Genomic DNA, 21922 nt, shown 5'->3' on the forward strand with positions numbered 1-21922 from the left:
TGCGCGCCCCTAGGCCTTGCGCTTGAAGAGCCGCTCCAGGTCGGCGGGGGTCCAGGCGATGCGCACCGGGCGGCCATGGGGGCAGTAGTCGCGCCCGGGCACGGCGCGCCAGGCCTCCAGCAGGGCCAGGGCCTCGTCGCGCGCCAGGGCCTGCCCGGCCTTGATGGCCGCCTTGCAGGACATGAGCGCCCACAGGTCGCGCACGTCGCGCGACTGGCCGCTGACCGCCGCGCGCAGGTAGTCCTTGGCGCGGGCCACGGTGAGCAGCGGCGGGATGGCCGCCACGCGCAACAGCTCCGGCGCCGGGCGTTCCAGGCCGAAGCCCAGGGTCCGCAGGCCCTCCCACAGCTCGTCCAGCCGCGCGGCCTCGGCGGGGTGCAGGGGCAGATCCAGCGGCACGGCCAGGGGCTGGGCGTCGCCGCGCGTCTGGGCCCGCTCGAAGCTGTGGTAGAGCACGCGCTCGTGGGCCGCGTGCTGGTCCACCAGCGAGAGGGTGCCGTCGTGGTGGCGCAGGATGAGATAGGTGTCGGCCAGCTGCCCGAGGTAGGTGGCCGGGCCGCCGCCCAGGTCGTCCAGGGCCGGGGCCGGGGCGGGGTCCGGGGCGCCCGGGCGCGGGCCCGGGCCGGGTTCGGCCAGGCGGCCCGGGGCGGCGAAGTCGCGGGCGGCCGCCGGGGCCGCCGGGGCCGGGCGCGGGGGCAGCCCGAAGCCCAGGCGCTCCTCGCGGGCCACGGTGCGCGTGTATTCGCGCCAGGTGTCGAAGCCCGGGCGGGCGTCCGCACGCGGGGGCAGGGCGTCGTGGGCGTCCGGGGCGCCCGCCCCGCCGCGCAGGGCCTCGCGCACCCCGGTGCCGGAGCCCGGGGCGCCGTCCATATGCCGCTCCAGGGCGCTGGCGATGGCCCGGCGGACCACGGAAAAGACCAGGGATTCGTCGCGGAAGCGGACCTCGGTCTTGGCGGGGTGGACGTTGACGTCGGTGGCGCCCGGGGGCAGCTCCAGGAAGACCACGGCCTGCGGGTACTCGCGCGCGAGCAGCCGCCCGGAGTACGCCTCGCGCACGGCGCGCAGCATGAGCCGGTCCTGCACGGCGCGGCCATTGACGTAGAGCAGGATGCGGTCGGCCCGGCCCTGGGCGGCCTGGGGGTCGCCCGCCAGCCCGTGGGCCCGGCAGTCGTCGCGCGCGAAATCGAAGGGCAGCAGCGCCGCCGTCACCGCCGGGGGCCAGGCCACGGCCAGCCGCTCGGCCAGGGTCTGCCCCGGGCGCAGGGCGAAGACCTCGCGCCCGCCGCTGGCCAGCCGCAGGCCCACGTCCAGCCGGGCCAGGGCCAGGCGGAACAGGGCGTCCTGGCAGCGGCGGGCCTCGGTGGCCGGGGATTTGAGGAATTTGAGCCGCGCCGGGACGCTGACGAACAGGTCGCGGACCTCGATGCGCGTGCCCGCGCGCAGCGCCGCCGGGCCGCGCGCCACCTCGCGCCCGGAGTCCACCTCGATGCAGAAGCCCTCGGCGGCCCCGCGCGGGATGGAGGTCAGCGTCAGGCGCGACACCGAGGCGATGGACGGCAGGGCCTCGCCCCGGAAGCCGAAGCTGGCGATGGACTCCAGCTCGCGCACGTCCGCGATCTTGCTGGTGGCGTGGCGGGTCAGGGCCAGGGCCATTTCGGCGGGGTCCATGCCGAAGCCGTCGTCGGTGACGGTGATGGACCCCTGGCCGCCCTGGTCGATGCTCACGTCCACCTGGGTGGCCCAGGCGTCGAGGCTGTTTTCCACCAGCTCCTTGAGCACGGAGGCCGGGCGCTCCACCACCTCGCCGGCGGCGATCTGGTTTTGCAGTTCGGGGGGCAGGACCTGGATGGGGCGGCGGGGCGCGGCGGGCTGGTGCGGCATGGGCCCAGTCTAGCCCAAAGCCGGGGCGGGCGCCAGGGGGCGCCGGGGTCCCGGGGTGGAAGGCGGACCCGTGCGCCCCCGGCTGCGGCGCGCGCCGCAGCCGGGCCGGGCGTGGCTAGAAGGTCAGCCCCAGGAGCTGGACCCGGGCCTCGAAGCGGTCCTCGAAGGGGGTGTGGGTGTAGTAGACCGTGATGTCCCAGCACTGGTGGGTGTAGGTGACGTAGTAGGTCTGCTCCAGGTCGGTGTTGGTGGTCATGTCCGCCCGGTAGGTGAAGCCCGTGGACCAGCGCCGCGAGGCGATGATGTCCAGCCCGAAGCGGATCTGGCGGATGCGCGCGCGGTTGCGGTCCTTGTAGGTGTCCACGGCGTCCTGGAAGTCCAGGCCGAATTCGGCGATGGCCATGTCCTGCCAGATGCCGCGCACGAAGTGCTCGTGGCGGGTGATGTCGCCGGAGTAGGGCGACCAGTAGGAGCGGTTGACCAGCGAAATCCAGTCGTCGGGCGAGAGGGTCAGCTCGCCCAGGGCATCGGAGAAGGGGCGGCGCGGGTACTGCCTGCGGCCTTCGATGCGCGAGGCCTCGCGCAGGTCGAAGCCCTGCTCCAGGCGCAGGCGCAGGAATTCGCGGTAGTCCACGGCAAGGAAGGGCTCGCCCTGGGGTTTGCCGTCCTCGCCCAGCGGGGCGTCGGGCAGCTGGCGCATGGCGATGCGCTCGCGCCTGCGGTCCAGGATGTTGGTCAGCGAGTAGGTGATTTCGTTCTGGGGGCCGAGGCGGTCCAGCTCATCGAAGAAGGGCTTGTTGGCCTGGGAGACATAGGGCGCCCAGTCGTAGTCCACCCGGGGCTGCACCGCGTGGCGGATCTTGGTCCAGCGGCTGTTGTCCTTGGCGGGCTCGCCCTTGTCGCCGGGCAGCAGGGCAACGGAGCCTGCGGCGGGAACCTCGGGCGAGGCGGCCAGGTCGAAGACCTTGTAGTATTCGGTGAACGCCGTGACGTTCATGGTCGGCATGTTGCGCGTGGCGAGGCTGTCGTCGTGGCTGGGCGCGGGATGGTTCTCGTATTTGCTCACGAAGTAGGCCGTCTCGCGCATGCCCAGGGTCGGGATGACCGACACGTTCCCCGCCTGCACGGGCAGGCTGACCTTGGGGTGCAGCTCCATGCGGGTGCCCTGGGTGCCGTACTGGCGCCAGAAGTGGGTGGTGCCCGCCTCGGCCTCGAATTCCAGGGGCCCGGAGAACACGCGGTCCTTCCACAGGTAGGCGTGCAACTCGGGCAGGGTCTGGGCCGTGGGGTTCCTGTCACGGTCGCGGTTGCCGCCCTGGTATTCCAGGTTCTGGGTCCAGGCCGTCTTGGCGACCACGCCGCCCGCGTCCCACGAGCGCGACAGCATCAGGGCGGACTCGCGCTCCAGGGCGTCGGCGTTGGCGATGTCGCGCGAGAATTCCTTGAGGAAGTCTTCGCGGCTCTGGGTGAAGCCGCTCTTGCCGACCTTGAATTCGCGCAGGTAGTTCTGGTCCGAGACCCAGTCGATGTCCAGCTTGGCCTTCCAGCGCGGGTCGAGCAGGTGCGTGTCGATCTTGCTGCGGATCCAGTAGCGGTCGGCATTGGGGCGCACCAGCCCGTCGTCGTTGAACTGGCCGTCCTCCTGGGCCTCGGTGGGCTCGCGGATGGCGTCGTGCAGGTAGTCGATGCGCCACAGGCCCTTGGTGCCGGTGTTGGGCGTGTGGCGGAACTCCAGGCCCTGCATCAGCCCGCGCTCGCTCATCCAGTTCTCGTAGAAGGTTGCGTCGGCCTCGTCGCTGATGGCCCAGTAGATGGGCTGATTGTACATGGCGCCGTGGCGCGAGCTGTGGCCCCATTCGGGCAGCAGCAGGCCGGACTGGCGTTTGCTTTTCACGGGCAGGATGGCCACGGGCGAATAGAAGGTTGCCTGGTCGCGCACCAGGAACTTGGGGTGCCACAGCCAGGCGTAGCCCTCCAGGGTGATCTCGCCCTCTTCCATGGCGATGGACCACGCCTCGCCGGGCTCGTCGCAGGCCGAAACGCGGGCGTTCTCGAAGGTGTAGCGGTCGCCCTCGTGCTTTTCGATGCGCTCCCCCTTGAAGTAGAGGTGCGGTTCGGCCACGAAGATTTCGCCGTTCTTCAGCCAGCCGACCTTGTTCTTGAGGTCGAACTCGGCCTCCTGGGCGCGCAGGCGGTCCATGGACCAGTCGATTTCCACGTTGCCCACGAGGTGGACCCAGCCCGTGGCCCGGTAGTAGGTGGCGTGGTCGGCCTTGAGGGTGTTTTCGCCCTGGGTCAGCAGCACGTTGCCGTCGGCCTGGAGCACCTCGGTGTCGTGCTGGGCGGCCAGGGTGTCGGCCCTGATCTGCCAGGGCGTGTCCTGCGTGGCTTCGGCTTCGAGGTGCTCGGCGAGCACGTCGCCTTCGGCGCGGGCGGAGGTGCAGGCCAGCAGGGCCAGGACGGCGGCCACCAGGGCCAAGCCCGCAAAACAAAAGGCCGCCGGGCATTTCTGGCGACGGGGCGGATGCTGTTCGGTCATGCTCTGCCTTCGGTTCCTGACGTGGACCGGCGTGGCCGGTGTGGCGATGCCGCCCTGCTTACCACAGCCGGGCCGAAAAGAACAGTGGAAGACCCGGCGGAAAATCCGTATATCTTGCCGCGTTGCGCCGCCAGGCGGCGGCAAAGGAGCACGGCCATGACCATCGGATACAATCATATCGTCACGCGGGTGCGGCCCGGCGCGGTCGTCCACAACTTCAATGTCATGAACGCCCTGGGCGGCAACGGCTGCGCGGTGATCAAGTCCGACGCCTACGGGCACGGGCTGGCCGTGGTGGCCGAGGCCCTGGCCGGGGCCGGGGCGCGGACCCTGGCCGTGGGCACCGTGGGCGAGGCTCTGGACCTGGGGCGCACCTCGTTCACCGGGCGGGTCATCGCGCTGCTGGGCCCGCAGCTGCCCGAGGACTACGAGGCCGCCGCGCGCAAGGGCGTGGTCTGCTTCTGCGCCCGGCGTGAGCAGCTGGAGAAGCTTTCCGAGGCCGGGCGCCGCGCGGGCGTGCGCGTGCCCGTGGCCCTGAAGTTCGACACCGGCATGCGCCGCCTGGGCTTTTTGCCCGACGAGGCCGGGCGCGTGCTGGAAACGGTCCTTGGCCTGCCGGGCATCGAGGCGGTCATGGCCGCCTCGCATCTGGCCGTGGCCGACGAGCCGCAGCAGGAGCCCTTCGTGCGCGAGCAGGCCGCGCGGTTCGCCGCCGCCGTGTCCGTGCTGCGGGCGGGCGGGCTGCGCGTGCAGGCCACCCTGGCCAACTCGGCGGCCATCCTGGCCTACCCCGAGCTGCACCTGGACCTCCAGCGCCCGGGCATCGCCCTATACGGCGCCAACCCTTTCTGGGGCACCGCGCGCCAGGAGCTGGGCGCGGCGCTTATGCCCGCCATGGAGACCATGACCCGCGTCTACCAGGTCCATGACCTCAAGAAGGGCGAGACCATCAGCTACGGGCGGACCTTCACCGCCGGGCGCGACATGCGCGTGGCCATCATCGGCGCGGGCTACGCCGACGCGTGGTCGCGCGCGCTGTCCAACCGGGGGCAGGTGCTGCTGCACGGGCTGCGCGCGCCGGTGGTGGGGCGGGTCTGCATGCAGATGACCGCCGTGGACGTGACCGACGTGCCCCAGGCCCGCGCGGGCGACCGGGTCTGGCTGCTGGGCGGCCCCGGGCCGAACGCCATCCGCAGCGAGGAGCTGGCCCAGTGGTGGGGCACCATCAGCTACGAGGTGCTCTGCCTGCTGGGCATGAACCGCCGGGAATACATCCTTGACAGCCCGGGGGAAAACGAATAACAACCCCGCTTCGCCTTGCTCGTGCCCAGGTGGGCGCGGGCCATACGACCGCAAGGAGAGGACAATGAGGAAATTCGAAACGTTGCTGCTGCTCTCGCCGGAACTTCCGGCGGAGGAGCGCCAGGGCCTGCTCGACGCCCTGACCGGCGTCATCGCCCGCGAGGGCGGCACGCTGGTGGAGACCGACGACTGGGGCATGCGCGACCTGGCCTACCCGGTGCGCAAGATGGACCGCGGGCACTACGTCCGCCTGGTGTACAACGCCCCCGCCGCCCTGATCGCCGAGCTGGAGCGCAACATCCGCATCGCCGACGGCATCTTCAAGTTCGTCACCGTGAAGCTGGATGAGAACGTCGAGGAGGTCGCGTAGCATGGCTTTCCGCAAGAAATTCACCCCCCGGCGCAAGTTCTGCCGTTTTTGTGCCGACAAGGAACTGCCCATCGACTACAAGCGCCCGGACATCCTGCGCGACTTCATCGCCGAGCGCGGCAAGATCATCCCCCGGCGCATCACCGGGACCTGCGCCAAGCACCAGCGCGCGCTGACCTCGGCGATCAAGCTCGCCCGCCAGATGGCCCTGCTCTACTACACCGCGACCCACAGCTCTGCCGTGCGCAAGCGGACCATCTAGGAGGTGTCGACCATGAAACTCATCCTCCGCGCCGATGTGGATAACCTTGGCCGCCTGGGCGAAGTCGTCACCGTCAAGCCCGGCTTTGGCCGCAACTACCTGGTGCCCCAGGGCCTGGCCATGCCCGCCACCGAGGGCAACCTGCGGGCCTTCGAGCTGGAGCGCAAGAAGCTCCAGGCCAAGATGGACTCCGTGCGCGCCGCCGCCCAGGAGCTGTCCGACAAGCTGACCGCCGAGCGCGTCATCGTGCGCGTGCGCGTTGGCGAGGGCGGGCGCCTGTACGGCTCCGTGTCCACCGCGAGCATCGTCGAGGCCCTGGCCGAGCGCGGCGTCGAGCTGGACCGCCGCAAGATCGTGCTGGGCGAGCCCATCCGCGCCCTGGGCGAATACTCCCTGGACGTGAAGCTGCACCCCGACGTGGAGACCGTGCTGTCCGTGGCGGTTGTGAGCCACGACTGGGTCCCGGGCCAGCCCATCACCCCCGAGGAGGCCCAGGCTGCTGCCGCCGCCCGGGCCGAGGAAAAGGCCGCCAGCGATGACGCAGGACAGCCCGAGGAACAGGCCGCTGAATAACGACAGACGGTCGCGCCGCCCCCAAGGGGGCGGCGCCGCCGACTCCGGCGCGACCCTGGAACGGGTCTCGTCGGACCTGCTGCGCAAGGTCCCCCCCCACAACCTCGAAGCCGAACAGGCGGTTCTGGGGGGGGTCTTCCTCAAGAACGAGGTGTTCCACGACCTCGTGGACATCCTCGGCCCCGACGATTTCTACTCCCCCGTCCACCAGATCATCTTCGAGACGTTTTCCGAGCTCTTCCGCAAGAGCCGGCCCATGGACCTGCTCACCGCCCAGGACGAGCTGGAAAAGGCCGGGCGCCTGGACGAGGTCGGCGGCGCGGTGTATCTCGCCGAACTGGCGGGCAGCACCGTGGCGGCCTCCAACGCCGTGCACCACGCGCGCATCGTGCGTGACAAGTCCGTGCAGCGCCAGCTCATCTCCACCGCTTCGGACATCATCGCCTCCTGCTTCGAGGGCCACCTGGACATGGAGGAACTGCTCGACCGCTCCGAGCAGGCCATCTTCGACATCACCGAGAAGCGCTCCACCAAGGGCTTCATGGGCTCCAAGCAGCTCTTGCAGCACGTCTTCGACAAGCTGACCGAGCTGTACAACCGCAAGGAGCAGGTCACCGGCGTGCCCACGGGCTTCTACGACCTGAACGAGATCACCGCCGGGCTCCAGCCCACGGACCTGATCATCGTCGCGGGCCGCCCGGCCATGGGCAAGACCTCGTTTGCCCTCAACGTGGGCCTGAACGCCGCCGCCGACTACGGCGTGACCACCGCCGTGTTCTCCCTGGAAATGGGCATGGAGCAGCTCATGATGCGCATGCTCTGCACCCGGGCCCGGGTCAACCTGGCCAGCCTGCGCCGCGGCTACCTCGACGACGAGGACTGGGCCCGGCTCTACGACGCCGGGGACTACCTCTCCCGCGCGCCGCTGTTCATCGACGACACCCCGGCCATCACCACCATGGAGCTGCGCGCGCGCTGCCGGCGCCTCAAGGCCGAGCACGACCTGGGGTTGGTCATCGTGGACTACCTCCAGCTCATGCGCCCCGGGCGGCGCATCGACTCGCGCGAGCAGGAAATTTCTGAAATTTCGCGGACCTTGAAGGCCCTGGCCAAGGAGCTGCACGTGCCGGTCATGGCCCTGTCGCAGCTCAACCGCAAAGTCGAGGAGCGCACGGACAAGCGCCCCAAGCTCTCGGACCTGCGCGAATCCGGAGCCATCGAGCAGGACGCCGACCTGATCATGTTCCTGTACCGCGACGCGGTGTACAACACCGCCGAGGACAACCCCAAGCGCCACATCGCCGAGGTCATCGTCGGCAAGCACCGCAACGGCCCCACGGGCGTGGTGGAACTGTTCTTCGACAACGAGTACACCGCCTTCCGCAACTTGACCCGCGAGCCCCGCGCGGAGTAGCCTGCCCCGGCCTTGCAACCTTCAACACCGGAGCACACCGTGGAAGTCTTCGACCGGGCGGAACGGCTCTCGCGCGAGGAGCTGGACGCCGTGCAGCTCGTGCGCCTGCGCAGCGCCGTGGAGCGCGCCCGCCGCTCCCCGCACTACGCCCGCGCCCTGGCGGGCGTCACCCCCGACTCCATCCGCACCCTGGCCGACGTGCGCCGCCTGCCGCTGACCACAAAGCAGGACCTGCGCGACAACTATCCCTACGGGCTGCTCACCGAGCCGGTGGACCGCATGGTGCGCCTGCACGCCTCCAGCGGCACCACGGGCAACCCCACGGTCATTTTCTACACCCAGAACGACGTGGACACCTGGGCCGGGCTCATGGCCCGCTGCATGCACATGGCCGGGGTCCGCCCCGGCGACCGCTTCCAGAACATGTCCGGCTACGGGCTGTTCACCGGCGGGCTCGGGTTCCACTACGGCTCCGAGCGCCTGGGCTGCCTGACCATCCCCGCCGGGGCGGGCAACACCGCGCGCCAGATCAAGCTCATTACCGACATGGGCGTCACGGTGCTGCATATCATCCCGTCCTACGCCCTGTATTTTGCCGGGGCCCTGGAGCAGATGGGCATCGACCCGGCGGACAAGGCCCGCTGGCCCGTGCGCGTCGCCATGATCGGCGCCGAGCCGCACACCGAGGAGGTCCGCCGCAAGATAGAGGAGATGCTGCACCTGCGGGCCTTCAACTCCTACGGCCTGTCGGAGATGAACGGCCCGGGCGTGGCCTTCGAATGCCCGCACCAGTGCGGGATGCACGTCTGGGAGGACGCCTTCCTGGTGGAGATCGTGGACCCCGAAACCCTGGAGCCCGTGCCCGACGGCGAGGTCGGCGAGATCGTCATGACCACGCTGACCCGCGAGGGCATGCCCATCCTGCGCTACCGCACGCGCGACCTGAGCCGCTTCGTGCCCGGGCCCTGCGCCTGCGGGCGCGTCCACCGGCGCCTGGACCGCATCAAGGGCCGCGCCGATGACATGATCATCATCAAGGGCGTGAACATCTACCCGATGCAGATCGAGCAGGTGCTCATGGCCATGCCCGAGGTGGGCGAGAACTACCTGATCGTCCTGGAGAAGGAAGGCTTCATCGACCAGATCCGGGTCAAGGTGGAGATCCGCCAGGAGCATTTCGTGGAAGACATGCGCGTGCTCTCCGGCCTGCAAAAGCGCATCCAGACCCGGCTGCGCGACGAGTTGCTGGTCACGCCCCGGGTGGACCTGGTGCAGAGCGACAGCCTGCCCAAGAGCCAGGGCAAGGCCCAGCGCGTCCTGGACGAGCGCGGGGAGGGCTAGGTGGAGCTGACGCAGATCGTCCCGGGGCTGTTCATCCTTTTGTGCATCGCCGTCATGGGCCTGCACGTGCTGTCCCTGCCTGCCAACTGGATCGTGCTGGCCCTGCTGGCGCTGTGGAAGGTCACGCACCCGGCCATGGACATGAGCTGGTGGTTCTTCCTGGGCCTTGCGGCCCTGGCCGGCGTGGCCGAGGTGCTGGAATTCGTCATCCAGTTGAAGGGCGCGCAGAAATACGGCGCCACCGGGCGCGGCAACGTGGGCGGCATCATCGGCGCCATCGCCGGGGCCATCCTCGGGGCCGGGCTGCTGCTGGGGCTGGGGGCGCTGCCCGGGGCGCTGTTTGGCGCCTGGGGCGGCTGCCTGATCGTGGAGCGCATGAACGGGCGCGACTGGGCCGAGGCCAGGCGCGCGGCCATGGGCGCCATGTGGGGCAAGTTCTTCGGCATGACCGTCAAGATCGGCTTCGGGGCGGTGATCCTGTCCCTGGCCGTGCCGCCCGTCTGGGGCGGCTGAACCCTGCGGCGCTGCGGCGCCGGGGGACGCGCCCGCGCGGGCGCAAAGGAGCGTTATGCGTCACTGCGAGTTCCCGGCCCACCGGGGCCGGATGGAATACGTCTGCCTGGGCTGCGGCGCCACCTACGGCATCGGCGAGCTGCACTACACCTGCCCGACCTGCGGCGGGGTTTTCCTGCTGCGCGACACGGCCTTCGACGCGCTGAAACAGACCTCCGGCGCGGCGTGGCGCGAGGTCTTCGACGCGCGCATGGGCGCCAAGCGCAGCGCCCTGCGCGGGGTGTTCCGCTTCTATGAGCTGATGGCCCCGGTGCTGGAGGAGGGCGACATCGTCTACCTCGGCGAGGGCCAGACGCCCATCGTGGAGTCCGCTCCCGCGCTGTCGGCGCGCCTGGGCGGCCAGCGGATGGCCTTCAAGAACGACGGCCAGAACCCCAGCGCCAGCTTCAAGGACCGGGGCATGGCCTGCGCCTTCAGCTTCCTGCGCCAGCTCATCCGCACCACGGGCGCGGACGACATCCTGGCCGTGTGCGCCAGCACGGGCGACACCTCGGCGGCGGCGGCGCTGTACGCGGCCTATGTGGGCGGCGGCGTGAAGAGCGCGGTGATCCTGCCCCAGGGCAAGGTCACCCCGCAGCAGCTGGCCCAGCCCCTGGGCAGCGGGGCCGTGGTCCTGGAGGTGCCGGGCGTGTTCGACGACTGCATGAAGGTCGTGGAACACCTGGCGGACAACTATCAGGTGGCCCTGTTGAACTCCAAGAACGCCTGGCGCATCCTGGGCCAGGAGTCCTACGCCTTCGAGGTCGCCCAGTGGTACGACTGGGATCTGGCGGGCAAGTGCGTGTTCGTGCCCATCGGCAACGCGGGCAATATCACCGCCATCATGGGCGGGTTCCTGAAGCTCTACGACCTGGGCGTCATCGCGACCCTGCCGCGCGTGTTCGGCGTGCAGTCGCACCACGCCGACCCCGTGTGGCGCTACTACGACCAGCCCGAGGGCGCGCGGGAGTTCCGCCCCGTGGCCGTGACGCCCAGCGTGGCCCAGGCGGCCATGATCGGCAACCCGGTGTCGTTTCCGCGCGTGCGCCATTTTGCCGAGCGCTACCTCGCCGCCGGGGGTCCCGGGGCCTTCCAGGTGGTCCAGGTCACGGAGCAGGCCATTGTCGAGGGCATGCTCGACGCCAACCGCCACGGGCACATCGCCTGCACCCAGGGCGGCGAATGCTTCGCGGGGCTGGTGCGCGCCCGCGAGCTGGGGCTCATCGACCGCGACGAGCTGGCCATCCTCGACGCCACGGCGCACATGCTCAAGTTCATCGGCTTCCAGGATATGTACTACGAGAACGCCTTCCCGCCGGAGTACGGCATCACGCCCCGGCCCGAATACGCCAACCGCCCGCAACTGGTCATCGACCCCGCGCGCAAGGCGGCCCTGTCCGCAGCCGACTACACCGCCGAAGCCGCCCAGGCCGTGGTCGAGCGCCTGGGCCTCAAGGCCCGGTAGGGCCCCCGGGCCGGACCCGGCGTCCGGCATTCCAAAGATTCACGGCACACGGCCCCGGCCCGCAAGCGCGGGCCGGGGCCGTGTGCTTGCACCCTGTCGCTGCCCGCGACCTTTGCGGCGCCTCGGGTGGTCTCATCGCCTCCGCGTTCGCGGAGGCCAACGCCACGCTTCGCGCCGGACCGGGGGAAGCCTGGACGCCCCCGCGCACCCTCGGCCAATTATCCGGACCGGGGAAAACCTGATTGCCATCCAGGAGGCGCGCGGTCGGTGCGCCCTTGATTTTGTGCGCCTGCCGTGAGCAGGGCGTCCGGCTTCGGGAACAGGCCGATGCTCCGCCCTTGTGCTTCCCGTCGCTCTTTGCGACAGTATATCTTAAAGCATCGGGCCAGCATGCGGCCTGGGCACCGGGCCCGCGAGGGAAGCGAGGCGGGCCGGTGCCCGCCGCCCCGTGGCTCCATGTTCAGGGAGGTCTCTTATGGGAAATGATCCCCGGTTTTCCAGGCGTGCTTTTCTGACTGCTGCGGCGGGAACTGCGGTCGCCATTGGGTTGCCCGGCCTGTTCGCCACGGTTTCGGAAGCCCGGCAGCGGAGTCTGGCCGGGGAGTTGCGCAGGGATGGGCGGCCCCGGCTCCCTCCGGGCCAGGTTGCGATCGAGGAGCTTGAGAACATGGGCGGCATGCCCGGTTCGCCCGACCCCCAGGATTTCCGGCTCCGGGTCCACGGGGAAGTCGAGAATCCCTACGAGATCAACTTCCAGGAGCTCATGGAATTCGGGCAGACGGACTTCGTCTGCGATGTGCACTGCGTGACCGGGTGGACCCTGCTCGATTCTTCCTGGCGCGGGGTGCTGCTTTCCGCCCTGTTGGACAGGGCGCGCCCCGTGCAGGGCGCGGGGTTTCTCGTCATCCAGGCCGCCCACGGGTACACCACGAGCATCCCCCTTGCCGAAGCCCGGAAGGAAAACGTGTTTCTGGGGCACACCCTGTCGGGCTACCCCCTGCCCGGACCCAACGGCGGCCCCGTGCGGGCCGTGGTTCCGGACCTGTACTTCTATAAAAGCGCCAAGTGGGTGGAAGGGCTGAAGGTGACCTCGCGCGACGAGTTGGGCTTCTGGGAAACGCGCGGCTACAGCAACTCCGCCGACCCGTGGAAGGAAGAACGGTACTCGCGCTAGGACGGCGGCTCAGGGGCGTTCCCCGGCGCGGCGGGCGCAATCCGCGCCAGGGCCTGCGGCTGGCTCGCAAACCGTGGGGTGTGTGTGCGGCGGCGCGTCCAAAACCAACGGCCCCGGGGCGTCGCCGACGTGGACCACGCCGATGCGCGGGTCCAGGGTGGCGGGGGTCTGGTGGCTGGTCATGAAGAGGGCCGTGCCCGCGTCCAGGGCTTCGGCGAGCAGGGCGGCCACCGAGACCGTCCAGGCCGCGTCAAGGAAGGCGAAGGGTTCGTCCAGGAACAGGGCTTCGGGGCGGACGGCCAGGGCCCGGGCCAGATTCAGGCGGCGGCGCATGCCACCCGAAAGCTCCGTGGGCAGGGCGCCCTGGGGCAGGCCCAGGCGCTCCAGCCAGGGCCGGGCGCGCTCCCGGCGCGCGGCCAGGGGCCCGCGCAGGACGTAGGCCACGGTGTCGCGGCAACTGAGCCAGGGCAGGAGCACATCGTCCTGGAACATGCAGCCCAGGCGCGCGGTGCCCAGGCGCACGCTGCCCGCATCGGGCCTGCTCAGGCCCGCCGCCAGTTCCAGCAGGGTGGTCTTGCCGCAGCCCGAGGGTCCGGCCAGGCACAGCCCGCGCCCCGGGGCCACGCCCAGGCTGGCCCGGCCCACCACCAGCCGCCCCCCGGCGGCCTTGGCCACGCCGTCCAGGGCGATCATGGGCGCGGTGGCGGGCCCGGCTTCACGCGCCGCGCCAGCGGCCCGGGGCGCCTCCCTCCGAACTTCTCCCGGGGCGCTCATTGCGTCCCCCGGGCGCGGCTGGTGTAGCGCAGGGCCGCGCGGCGCAACCGCGCCACCAGCCCGATTTCCAGGCCCACCCCGGCCAGCATGAGCACCAGGGCCCAGGCGAACAGCGCGGGCACATCGAGCATCCGGTAGGCCCAGTACATGCGCGCCCCCAAGCCATCCTCGGCGCCCAGGTATTCGGCCACGGCGGTGATCTTCCAGGCCGCCGCCATGGCGTAGGACAGCCCGGCCAGCACCGCCGGGGCGATGCCCGGCAGCACCTCGCGGGCCAGCCGCCGGGGCCAGGGCACGCGGTAGAGCCGGGCCATGGCCGCGTAGCGCGGGTCCAGGGCCGCGCAGCCCTGGGCCACGTTGGCGAACAGCGGCGGGAAGACCCCGGCGAAGACCACCAGCACAGGCATGGCCGAGCCCGTGCCCGCCCAGACCATGACCAGGCTGGTCCACAGCACGGGCGGGCAGGATTGCAGCGCCGCCACCAGCGGGCCCAGCAGGGCCACGACGGTGCGGTGCAGCCCGGCGGGGATGCCCAGGGCCAGGGCCGCGCTCAGGCCCAGGCCCAACCCCAGGGCGCCCCGGGCGGCGGTCAGCCCCAGGGCGTGCCAGAAGTCCGCCCCCGCAGCCAGCCCGCCCAGCACGGGCAGCACCCGCCACGGCGGCGGCACCAGTTCGGGCGACAGCCACATCCCGGCCAGACTCCAGCCCCCCAGCAGCAACCCCAGGGACACCGCCAGCGGTGCGATGCGGGCCACGCGGGTCATGGCCAAAAGAATCCCTCGGGCAGGCGCGAGGCGCCGTCCGGCCCCCCGCTCTCAGGCAGCACCAGGGCCAGATAGGCGCGCACGGCCTCGCGGCAATCCGCCGCCGGGCGGACCTGAATGGGGTCGCGCTCCAGGGAGCGGCGCACCGTGGCCGGGTCGATGAAGGCGGCGAACTCGGCGGGCAGCACGGCCACGGCCCGCTCGGGGTCCTGGGCCAGGGCCACGGCCTCGTCGCCCATGGCCCGCAGCAGGCGGGCCACCAGCTCGGGGCGCTCTGCGCACAGCCGGGCGCTGACGGCCAGCCCGGCCAGGGGCAGGGTGCCGTCGCCGCCCGCCGCCTGGGTGTAGAGGTCTTCCACCGCCGCCAGCACGCGCAGCCCGGGCACCTTGTCCAGCAGTACGGTGGTCAGCGGTTCGGGCACGACCATGTCGCATACCTCGCCGCGCGTGGCGTCCAGCAGCAACTGGCGCGGCTCGGCCAGGGTGAAGGCCATGGGCGGCCCGCCCCGGCGCTCGACCTCGCGCAGCACGGCCATGGCCGGGCTCTCCCGGGGCGTCACCGCCAGGCGGACCACTCCGTCGGGCCCGGCCAGGTCGGCCAGCTCCCGGGCGTCCTTCCGCGTGGTCAACACCGAGAACTTGCGCCAGCCGGTGACGGCCACCAAGCGCACGGGTGCCCCGCGCAGGGCGGCCTGGGCGAAGCCCTCCAGGTGCCCGAGCCAGATGTCGCCCTGGCCCGCCAGCAGGCTGGCGCGCAGGTCGTCCAGGTTCTTCCAGTGGCGCACCTCCATGTCCGCCAGCTCCGGCAGGGTGCCGCGCTTAATGGCGGACCACAGGGGCATCTGCGGCGTGGTGGCCTGGCCGGAGGTGTGGAAACGCAACGGCGGGGCGGCCCCGGCGTGGGGGGCGGGCTGCCAGCTCTGGGCCAGCAGCGCCGCCCCCAGCACGGCGAGGATCAGGGTGATGAGCCGGACCGGGCTGCGCATCTAGAAGGACACCGTGTAGAGCACCTCGGCGTTGAACCCCGGCTCCAGCACAGTCATGCCCCGCGAGTTGGCCAGGGTATTGACGTAACGCCGGTCGAGCAGGTTGCGCAGATGCAGGGCGATGTCGTGGTGCAGGCGTCCGGAGTCCGCGCCGTAGCCCGCCGCGAGGTTGGCCGTGCCCCAGCCGGGCAGGTCTTCCACGTCGTCGGGGCCGGTGGTCCTGTCCGCCGCGCACTCGATTTCGCCCAGGGCCCAGAAGCCGTTGCCCCGGTCGTAGCGCAGCCCGGCGGTGCCCATGAGCGGGGCGATGTTGGGCAGGGGCTCGTCGGCGCTGGTGTCCTTGCCGCTCAGCCAGGCGACGTTGCCGTAGAGCGTGTAGCGCGGGGCGAAGCGCCATTCGGCCTGGGCCTCGGTGCCCACGATGCGCGCCTTGCCCACGTTCTCCATGGTGATGTTCGTGGCCGAGACGCGGTGCTCGGTGATCAGGTCGTCCACCCAGTTGGCGAAGGCGTTGGCCGAGGCCGTAAAGCTCCCCTGGGCGTAGCGCAGGGTGTATTCCAGGCAGCGCGATTTCTCGGGGTCCAGGTCGGGGTTGCCGGTCAGGGTCACGCCGCCGCCCAGGTTGATGGACTTGAAGCGCTCCATGATGTCGGGCGCGCGGTAGCTGGCGGCGGCCAGCAGGCTGTGCGACCAGCCCGGGGCGAAGCGCCAGGTCAGCCCGGCGTGGGCGTTGGTGCCCGTGTTGGCGCGCGAGCCCTCGGTGCGGCCGCTGGAGTCGTCGTTGTCCATGCCCACGCGGTCCAGGCGCGCGCCCAGGTTCAGGGTCCAGTCGGGGTGCAGGGCCCAGTCGTCCTCGGCGAACACGCCCATGGAGGTCATGGTGGCGTTGGGCGTGGGATCGTCGAAGGTGATGGTGCCGTTGGTGCGGTAGTAGGTGCGGTCGGAAGTCATGCGCCAGCGCCAGGCGTCGGCCCCGGCCACCAGGGTGTGTGCGCCCGCCTCGGAGATGGATTGCAGCTTGGCGCCCACGGTTTCGTGGGAGCCCACGGGGCGAATCTCGCGCACGGCGGCGTTGGGCCGTTCGATGCGCGTGCGCCGGTCGTTCTTCATGTAGTAGGTGTCCAGCTCCAGGGCCTTGAGCCAGCCCGCGTCCACGTCCCAGGTGGTGTCCAGGCTGAGCATGGCGTTGCTGGTGCGCGGGTAGGTCACGGGGGCGTTGGCGGGCATGGTGGACGAGCCGCCGGGGATGCCGACCTCGTTGGCTTCCAGGACCAGGGCCTGGAACTCGGTGGTCAGGCCCTGGCCCCAGCGCAGCCCGGCGGCCAGGCGGCCCTGGTTGTCGGCGTAGCCGCTGTTGGTCATGGTGGTGGCGTCGCCGCCGCGGTAGTCGTCGTGGTCGCGCAGGCCGCCCGAGAGCTGGACCCAGAGGTTCTCGTCCTCGAAGGCCGCGCGGCCATAGCTGTCCACTCCCTCGGTGTTGCTGGAAAAGCCCTGGGAAATTTCGCCCGTGAGCCTGGGCTCTTGGCTGAAGCGGCCCTTCTTGGTGATGACGTTGATGACCCCGCCCAGGGAGCCCGAGCCGTAGAGCGCGCTCGCCGGGCCCTTGAGCACCTCGATGCGCTCCACGTCGCGCGGCTGGACAAAGCCCATCTGGGCGTTGATTTCCGTGGCCGTGTTCACGCGCTTGCCGTCGATGAGGAAGATCACCGACGAGCCGGACAGGCCGCGGATGTTGATGGCCTGGCCCCAGGGCGAGTCGCCGCCGTGGAACACGCCGGGAATGCGCGCGGCGGCGTAGGCCAGGCTGCCCTTGGGCGCGAGGAGCACATCGGTTTCGGTGGCCACGCCCACGCCGCCGGGGGTGTTGGACAGGGAGCTGGCCATGCCGCGCGCGGTGACGATCATTTCGTCCAGAACCGTGGGGGCGGTGGCGTTCTGGGCCTGGCCGCCCTGTTGGGCGTGCAGGGGCGCGGGCAGGGCGCAGGCCAGGGCCAGGGCCGACGCAAACAGGGTGCGGATGAGGGTGCGGCGGCGCATGGCTAGACCATCAGGGACTTGACCTGCACGCCCGGGAGCATCCCGAGCTTGCCGGTCAGGGCACCGAGTTCGTCGGTGGTGGCCTCGACGATGAGACTGATGACGCTGACGTTGCGTTCCTTGTAGGGCAGCCCGATGCGGGCCACGATGAGCTCGCCGAAGTGGGTCAGCACCTCGTTGACCTTGGGCGCGGCCTGGGTCCTGTTGCCGACGATGAGGCCGATGACGCCGATGCGCTTTTCCATGACGGACACTCCGCAGATGTTGCAGCCGGGGGGTCCGCCTGGCGGGGAAGGGGGCGTCCGGGACGGGGAGGGGTGGTCCGAAGGCGCGGCGCGGGCGGTCGTCCTTACGGAGAACCCCGCCCTGAAGGTCAGATGCTTCCTCGCCGCAGGCAGATTCCCAAACCAGGTTGATGAGGTGTCACGAATGTTCCATCGTGGCGATCAAGATGTGTACTATTTTAGAAAGCGTGTCAAGCGGCACGGGCGGAAATCAGATAAAAAATTTGAAATCGTGCTACATAGTCCGCCAGGTGCTGGGGTTGGCGTAGGGGGGCAGGGCGTGAGGCAGGGGCGGGCGCGGGGAACAGGGGCGGCGCAGGCTGGGCCCAAGGCGCGGGCCAAAGGGCCGGAGCGGGAGCGCAGGGGCAGGCGGGCGCGGAGGCGGCGCGAGGGGCAGGCCGGAGCGGGAGCGCAGGGGCAGGCGAGGCGCGGGCGCAGCGCAGACGCTGGGGAGGATGCGGGCCCTTGGGTCAGACGCCTTGCGGGCGTCCTGCACTCAGGCCGCATTGACCTTGGGGCTACAGGGCCAGCTTCACGCCCTTGGCCTTGAGGGCCGCGATGCGGGCGCTGCGGTCGTCGTAGTGGGTGTGCAGCAGGTGGTGGGACATGTGGCCGCAGGGGCCGTCGTGCAGGAAGCCGTCCTTGTGGTCGTACAGCTTCTGGACCATGGGGTTGTCCTGGGACTTGCGGATCTTGTAGACCTTGGCGTCGGTGTCGTACACGGACTGCTGGCGCAGGCCGACGTAGCCGCCCATGCTGGCGATGGCCGAGCCCGCGAAGCGCAGGCCGACGATGGTGTATCCGGTCACGATGGCGGCGGCCTTGAGGAAGCCGCGTCGGGACATGGTGGCAATGCCGCTCATTGTTCGTCCTCCTGGCAGGTTAGGCGGTGCGGTGCTCGAAGCGCTTGGTGATGCGGGCCACGGCGTTCTGGAACAGGGACGCGCGCAGGGACGGGTCGATGGGCTGTCCGCCGCCGTTCACGCACCCGCCGGGGCAGGTCATGATCTCGATGAAGTGGTAGGGCGAGGTGCCCGCGCGCACTTCGTCGCACAGCTTGGCCGCGTTCTGCAGGCCGCTGGCCACGGCCACCTTGACCGTACCGAAACCCGGCACGTCCACGTCGGCGGTGTTGATGCCCTCGTGGGTGCGCACGATCTTGATGTCCGGGTCGCCCAGCTTCTTGCCCGAAAGCACCTCGTAGGCCAGGCGCAGGGCCGCTTCCATGACGCCGCCGGAGTTGCCGAAGATGGTGGCCGCGCCGGTGGACATGCCCAGCACCGGGTCGGGCTGGATGTCGGGCAGGTTGTTGAAGTCGATGCCTGCGGTCTTGATCATGTAGGCCAGCTCGCGGGTGTCGATGGTCGCGTCGATGTCGCGGAAGCCGCTGTCGGCCAACTCGGGGCGCAAACCTTCGAACTTCTTGGCGATGCAGGGCATGATGGACACGGTATAGATCTTCTTGCCCTCGGCGTGGATCTCGTGGGCGCCGTAGGTCTTGGCCAGCGGGCCGAGCATCCCGATGGGCGACTTGCAGCTGGACATGTTGGGCAACAGGTCCGGGTAGAAGCTCTCGGCGAACTTGACCCAGCCCGGGCAGCAGGACGTGAACTGCGGCAGGGGCCGCGCGCCCTTCTTGCCCTGCTCCTGCACGCGCTGGATGAGCTCGGTGCCTTCTTCCATGATGGTCACGTCGGCGGTGAACTCGTTGTCCCAGACGTAGTCGAAGCCCATGGCCTTGAGGGCCGCGTGCATCTTGCCGCCCACGTAGGCGCCCGTGGGGTTGCCGAAGCACTCGCCCAGGCCGTAGCGCACGGCGGGAGCGGGCATGGAGACGACGATGGTGTTCGGGTCGCGCAGTTTCTCGAAGATCTCGTCCACGTAGGACACACCCTCGTAGATGGCGCCGAACGGGCAGTTGACCAGGCACTGGCCGCAGTTCACGCACGCGGCGGTGTTGACCACCTGACGGATGCCGTCGTCGTTGATGGACTGGATGATGCCGGTGGGGCACACCTCTTCGCACGTGCCGCAGGCCTCGCACTTGGTGGCGTCGACCTGGACGAAGAAGATGTTCGCCGGGTCCACGCCCTTGGGCGCGTTGCTCTGGTAGAAAACGCCTTCGATCTCCCTCATCGTTCCCTCCTTGACTGGTTGAATGGAAGAAAGATCCACAGGGGCCACGGGTGGGCTCTGGGCCCTGCAACCTGCCATAGGCAGACCTCCTTGTGAGCGCCACGTCGTGGCGCGTTGCGGTGATTAAATTGAAATGCGTAGCACGAAACGTCGATAATATGAAAAAAAGTAACCGTCAAGGGGCGATGGGGATTTTCAGCGCCAGGAACGGCAGCTTCCGGACCGCACGATGGTGCGTTCCGGGCGGCCAGGGCGCCCCTTGCCAAGGCCCGGGCCTTGGGGCATGAACCGGGGCAGCGCCCACGGCGCGACCCGACCCCACAGCCCCGGAGAGCCCATGCCCCCGAAGATCCGTGCCGACCAGCTCCTGTTCCAGCAGGGCCTTGCCGAGAGCCGCGAGAAGGCCAAGAGCCTGATCATGGCGGGCCAGGTGCGCATGGAGCAGGGCGGGCGCATGGTGCCCGTGCCCAAGCCCGGGCACCAGTTGCGCGAGGACGCGGTGCTGGAAGTGCTGGGCGGGCGGCGTTTCGTGTCGCGCGGGGCCTTCAAGCTGCTTACGGCCATCGAGCACTTCGGCATCGACCCCGCCGGGATGGTATGCCTGGACGCCGGGGCCTCCACGGGCGGGTTCACCGACTGCCTGCTGCAACACGGGGCCACGCGGGTCTACGCCGTGGACGTGGGCTACGGCCAGCTCGACCAGAGCCTGCGCCAGGACCCCCGGGTGGTGAACCTGGAGCGCGTGAACCTGCGCATCGCCCCCGACGGCCTGATTCCCGAGCCGGTGGACCTGGTGGTGGCCGATGTGTCGTTCATTTCGCTGACCAAGGTGCTCGGGCCGTGCCTGCGCTTTTTGCGGCCCGGGGGGCGGGTGGCGGCGCTGGTCAAGCCGCAGTTCGAGGTTGGGCCCGGGGGCACGGTCAAGGGCGTGGTCCGCGACGAGGCCGCCCGGCGCGCCGCCGTGGACGGCGTGCTGGCGTTTTGCACCGCCGAGCTGGGGCTGGCCTTCCTGGGCGAAGTGCCCTCGCGCATCACCGGCCCCAAGGGCAACCAGGAGTACATCGTGTACCTGGAGAAGCCGGGGGCGTAGGGGGCGGTCTCAGTCCCGGTCCAGCCGGTCCAGCACGGAGCCCAGGGCCTTCAGGTGGGCCTGTTCCTCGCGGGCCAGGGTGGCGAGCAGGTCGCGGGCTTCGGGGGTTGCGGCGCGGGCGGCGCAGCGCGCGTAGAGGTCCATGGCCTGGGCCTCGAACATCATGCCCGTCTCCACCACCGCGCGCGGGTCGGTGAAGTCCGGGCCGTGCAGGGCGATGAACTCGGCAGCGCTGAGCCCGCCCTCCAGGGGCGCGGCCTCGCCGGGCGAACCCCCGGCCCCGGGCTCCGGCTCGCGCCCGGTCATGCGCCGGTAGGTCTCCAGCAGCCGGGCCTTGTGCCGCTCCTCGAAGCCCGCCAGGCGCGTCAGCGTGGCGGCCACCTCGCCCCGGGTCTGCCCGGCCATGGCGGTGTAGAAGTCGCCCAGGGCGGCCTCCATGCCCCAGGCGCGCAGCACGATCTGCGCCGGGTCGCCGTTCTCGGGCAGGGCGCGCAGCCCGGCGTCGGGCGGGCCCGCCGCCGCCGCGCCGCTCCAGGCCGTGATGCCCCCCGCAAGGTTGAAGACCTGGGCGAAGCCCCGGCCCGCGAGCAGGGCCGCCGCCGCCGCGCTGCGGCCCCCGGTGCGGCAGTAGACCACCGTGGGCCGCCCGGGGTCCAGCTCGCCCGCGCGCTCGGCCAGTTCGCCCAGGGGGATGTGCCGGGCGCCGGGCAGGTGCGCCTCGGCGTATTCCCAGTCCTGGCGCACGTCGAGCAGGGTGTGGTCCTGCGGCTTGCGCGCGGCGAGCCAGCTTCTGGCCTGGTCGGCATCCATGGTCCGGTGCTGTGGCATGGGGCGTCCTCCGGGGTAGGGCGGGGTGGAGCGGGGTGGTGTGGGGCCGCGCGGGGGCGGTTGATTCCTTCTAGCCCTTTCCGGGCGCGGGTTCCAGGCAAAAACATGTTTGCCCCGTGGCGCCGAAGCGGGTATAGCCCTGGGAACCAA

Annotated in this window: 20 protein-coding genes; 10 read left to right on the plus strand and 10 right to left on the minus strand. The window is 70.5% G+C overall.

The genetic code is table 11. From position 1 onward, the window contains the following. Window positions 1-9: 9 nt before the first annotated feature. Window positions 10-1881 (minus strand): DNA mismatch repair endonuclease MutL, encoded by a 1872-nt coding sequence (gene mutL / locus G495_RS0104565; RefSeq protein ID WP_028586828.1) that lies wholly within the window; start codon window positions 1879-1881, stop codon window positions 10-12. Between the two features lie 115 nt (window positions 1882-1996). Beyond that, window positions 1997-4420, minus strand: a complete 2424-nt coding sequence (locus G495_RS17660; protein WP_051445066.1) for an LPS-assembly protein LptD — start codon at window positions 4418-4420, stop codon at window positions 1997-1999. Between the two features lie 156 nt (window positions 4421-4576). On the opposite strand from G495_RS17660, the gene alr reads away from it, so the two are divergent. From alr to G495_RS0104615, 9 genes are all read left to right on the plus strand, one after another. Next, window positions 4577-5722 (plus strand): alanine racemase, encoded by a 1146-nt coding sequence (gene alr / locus G495_RS0104575; RefSeq protein WP_028586829.1) that lies wholly within the window; start codon window positions 4577-4579, stop codon window positions 5720-5722. A 64-nt stretch (window positions 5723-5786) separates the two neighbouring features. After that, window positions 5787-6092, plus strand: a complete 306-nt coding sequence (gene rpsF, locus G495_RS0104580) for a 30S ribosomal protein S6 (RefSeq protein WP_028586830.1) — start codon at window positions 5787-5789, stop codon at window positions 6090-6092. Window position 6093: 1 nt separating this feature from the next. Then, entirely contained in the window at window positions 6094-6354 is a 261-nt protein-coding gene (rpsR, locus tag G495_RS0104585; protein WP_028586831.1) for a 30S ribosomal protein S18, read from the plus strand. 12 nt (window positions 6355-6366) lie between these two features. Beyond that, window positions 6367-6927 (plus strand): 50S ribosomal protein L9, encoded by a 561-nt coding sequence (rplI, locus tag G495_RS0104590; protein ID WP_028586832.1) that lies wholly within the window; start codon window positions 6367-6369, stop codon window positions 6925-6927. Next, on the plus strand, window positions 6890-8341 hold the full coding sequence (dnaB, locus tag G495_RS0104595) for a replicative DNA helicase (RefSeq protein WP_156939576.1): 1452 nt from the start codon (window positions 6890-6892) through the stop codon (window positions 8339-8341). The genes rplI and dnaB overlap by 38 nt, the downstream gene beginning before the upstream one ends. Before the next feature lie 39 nt (window positions 8342-8380). Beyond that, complete coding sequence (locus G495_RS0104600; RefSeq protein WP_028586834.1) at window positions 8381-9682, plus strand: phenylacetate--CoA ligase family protein; 1302 nt, start codon at window positions 8381-8383, stop codon at window positions 9680-9682. Further along, window positions 9683-10195 carry a DUF456 domain-containing protein gene (locus tag G495_RS0104605; RefSeq protein WP_425387595.1) on the plus strand — a complete coding sequence of 171 codons (513 nt, stop codon included), beginning with the start codon at window positions 9683-9685 and terminating at the stop codon, window positions 10193-10195. A 55-nt stretch (window positions 10196-10250) separates the two neighbouring features. After that, window positions 10251-11699 carry a threonine synthase gene (gene thrC, locus G495_RS0104610; protein WP_028586836.1) on the plus strand — a complete coding sequence of 483 codons (1449 nt, stop codon included), beginning with the start codon at window positions 10251-10253 and terminating at the stop codon, window positions 11697-11699. Between the two features lie 667 nt (window positions 11700-12366). Next, a complete protein-coding gene (locus G495_RS0104615) occupies window positions 12367-12873 on the plus strand; it encodes a molybdopterin-dependent oxidoreductase (RefSeq protein WP_169734351.1) in 507 nt (168 codons plus the stop codon). Window positions 12874-12882: 9 nt separating this feature from the next. Here G495_RS0104615 and G495_RS17665 read toward each other — a convergent pair whose 3' ends face one another. The 7 genes from G495_RS17665 to G495_RS0104650 form a co-directional block, all read right to left on the minus strand. After that, the gene (locus G495_RS17665) at window positions 12883-13647 is read right to left on the minus strand and encodes an ATP-binding cassette domain-containing protein (protein ID WP_084457846.1); all 765 of its coding nucleotides are present in this window, start codon (window positions 13645-13647) and stop codon (window positions 12883-12885) included. Continuing rightward, entirely contained in the window at window positions 13644-14411 is a 768-nt protein-coding gene (locus tag G495_RS0104625) for an ABC transporter permease (RefSeq protein ID WP_035250914.1), read from the minus strand. The genes G495_RS17665 and G495_RS0104625 overlap by 4 nt, the downstream gene beginning before the upstream one ends. Then, window positions 14408-15397, minus strand: a complete 990-nt coding sequence (locus G495_RS0104630; RefSeq protein WP_028586839.1) for an ABC transporter substrate-binding protein — start codon at window positions 15395-15397, stop codon at window positions 14408-14410. The genes G495_RS0104625 and G495_RS0104630 overlap by 4 nt, the downstream gene beginning before the upstream one ends. Continuing rightward, complete coding sequence (locus G495_RS0104635; protein ID WP_028586840.1) at window positions 15398-17434, minus strand: TonB-dependent receptor; 2037 nt, start codon at window positions 17432-17434, stop codon at window positions 15398-15400. A gap of 2 nt (window positions 17435-17436) precedes the next feature. Next, window positions 17437-17679 carry a TM1266 family iron-only hydrogenase system putative regulator gene (locus G495_RS0104640; protein WP_028586841.1) on the minus strand — a complete coding sequence of 81 codons (243 nt, stop codon included), beginning with the start codon at window positions 17677-17679 and terminating at the stop codon, window positions 17437-17439. Window positions 17680-18236: 557 nt separating this feature from the next. Next, complete coding sequence (locus G495_RS0104645) at window positions 18237-18581, minus strand: iron hydrogenase small subunit (RefSeq protein WP_028586842.1); 345 nt, start codon at window positions 18579-18581, stop codon at window positions 18237-18239. 19 nt (window positions 18582-18600) lie between these two features. Next, complete coding sequence (locus G495_RS0104650; protein ID WP_028586843.1) at window positions 18601-19932, minus strand: [FeFe] hydrogenase, group A; 1332 nt, start codon at window positions 19930-19932, stop codon at window positions 18601-18603. 259 nt (window positions 19933-20191) lie between these two features. Here G495_RS0104650 and G495_RS0104655 point away from each other — a divergent pair, with 259 nt between their 5' ends. Then, entirely contained in the window at window positions 20192-20944 is a 753-nt protein-coding gene (locus G495_RS0104655) for a TlyA family RNA methyltransferase (protein ID WP_028586844.1), read from the plus strand. Between the two features lie 9 nt (window positions 20945-20953). Here the strand turns inward: G495_RS0104655 and G495_RS0104660 are convergent, their stop codons facing one another. Next, window positions 20954-21772, minus strand: coding sequence for a rhodanese-like domain-containing protein (locus G495_RS0104660; RefSeq protein ID WP_028586845.1), 819 nt, complete (start codon window positions 21770-21772; stop codon window positions 20954-20956). Window positions 21773-21922 lie beyond the last annotated feature (150 nt).

Origin of the sequence: Desulfocurvus vexinensis DSM 17965 (genome assembly GCF_000519125.1) — a bacterium.
Taxonomy (GTDB): domain Bacteria; phylum Desulfobacterota; class Desulfovibrionia; order Desulfovibrionales; family Desulfovibrionaceae; genus Desulfocurvus; species Desulfocurvus vexinensis.

Bases quoted from the DNA above. Each gene is read 5' to 3' on its own strand.
- mutL (WP_028586828.1), bottom strand. From the start codon at position 1,881: ATGCCGCACCAGCCCGCCGCGCCCCGCCGCCCCATCCAGGTCCTGCCC.
- G495_RS17660 (WP_051445066.1), bottom strand. From the start codon at position 4,420: ATGACCGAACAGCATCCGCCCCGTCGCCAGAAATGCCCGGCGGCCTTT.
- alr (WP_028586829.1), top strand. From the start codon at position 4,577: ATGACCATCGGATACAATCATATCGTCACGCGGGTGCGGCCCGGCGCG.
- rpsF (WP_028586830.1), top strand. From the start codon at position 5,787: ATGAGGAAATTCGAAACGTTGCTGCTGCTCTCGCCGGAACTTCCGGCG.
- rpsR (WP_028586831.1), top strand. From the start codon at position 6,094: ATGGCTTTCCGCAAGAAATTCACCCCCCGGCGCAAGTTCTGCCGTTTT.
- rplI (WP_028586832.1), top strand. From the start codon at position 6,367: ATGAAACTCATCCTCCGCGCCGATGTGGATAACCTTGGCCGCCTGGGC.
- dnaB (WP_156939576.1), top strand. From the start codon at position 6,890: ATGACGCAGGACAGCCCGAGGAACAGGCCGCTGAATAACGACAGACGG.
- thrC (WP_028586836.1), top strand. From the start codon at position 10,251: ATGCGTCACTGCGAGTTCCCGGCCCACCGGGGCCGGATGGAATACGTC.
- G495_RS0104615 (WP_169734351.1), top strand. From the start codon at position 12,367: ATGGGCGGCATGCCCGGTTCGCCCGACCCCCAGGATTTCCGGCTCCGG.
- G495_RS17665 (WP_084457846.1), bottom strand. From the start codon at position 13,647: ATGAGCGCCCCGGGAGAAGTTCGGAGGGAGGCGCCCCGGGCCGCTGGC.
- G495_RS0104625 (WP_035250914.1), bottom strand. From the start codon at position 14,411: ATGACCCGCGTGGCCCGCATCGCACCGCTGGCGGTGTCCCTGGGGTTG.
- G495_RS0104630 (WP_028586839.1), bottom strand. From the start codon at position 15,397: ATGCGCAGCCCGGTCCGGCTCATCACCCTGATCCTCGCCGTGCTGGGG.
- G495_RS0104635 (WP_028586840.1), bottom strand. From the start codon at position 17,434: ATGCGCCGCCGCACCCTCATCCGCACCCTGTTTGCGTCGGCCCTGGCC.
- G495_RS0104640 (WP_028586841.1), bottom strand. From the start codon at position 17,679: ATGGAAAAGCGCATCGGCGTCATCGGCCTCATCGTCGGCAACAGGACC.
- G495_RS0104645 (WP_028586842.1), bottom strand. From the start codon at position 18,581: ATGAGCGGCATTGCCACCATGTCCCGACGCGGCTTCCTCAAGGCCGCC.
- G495_RS0104650 (WP_028586843.1), bottom strand. From the start codon at position 19,932: ATGGCAGGTTGCAGGGCCCAGAGCCCACCCGTGGCCCCTGTGGATCTT.
- G495_RS0104655 (WP_028586844.1), top strand. From the start codon at position 20,192: ATGCCCCCGAAGATCCGTGCCGACCAGCTCCTGTTCCAGCAGGGCCTT.
- G495_RS0104660 (WP_028586845.1), bottom strand. From the start codon at position 21,772: ATGCCACAGCACCGGACCATGGATGCCGACCAGGCCAGAAGCTGGCTC.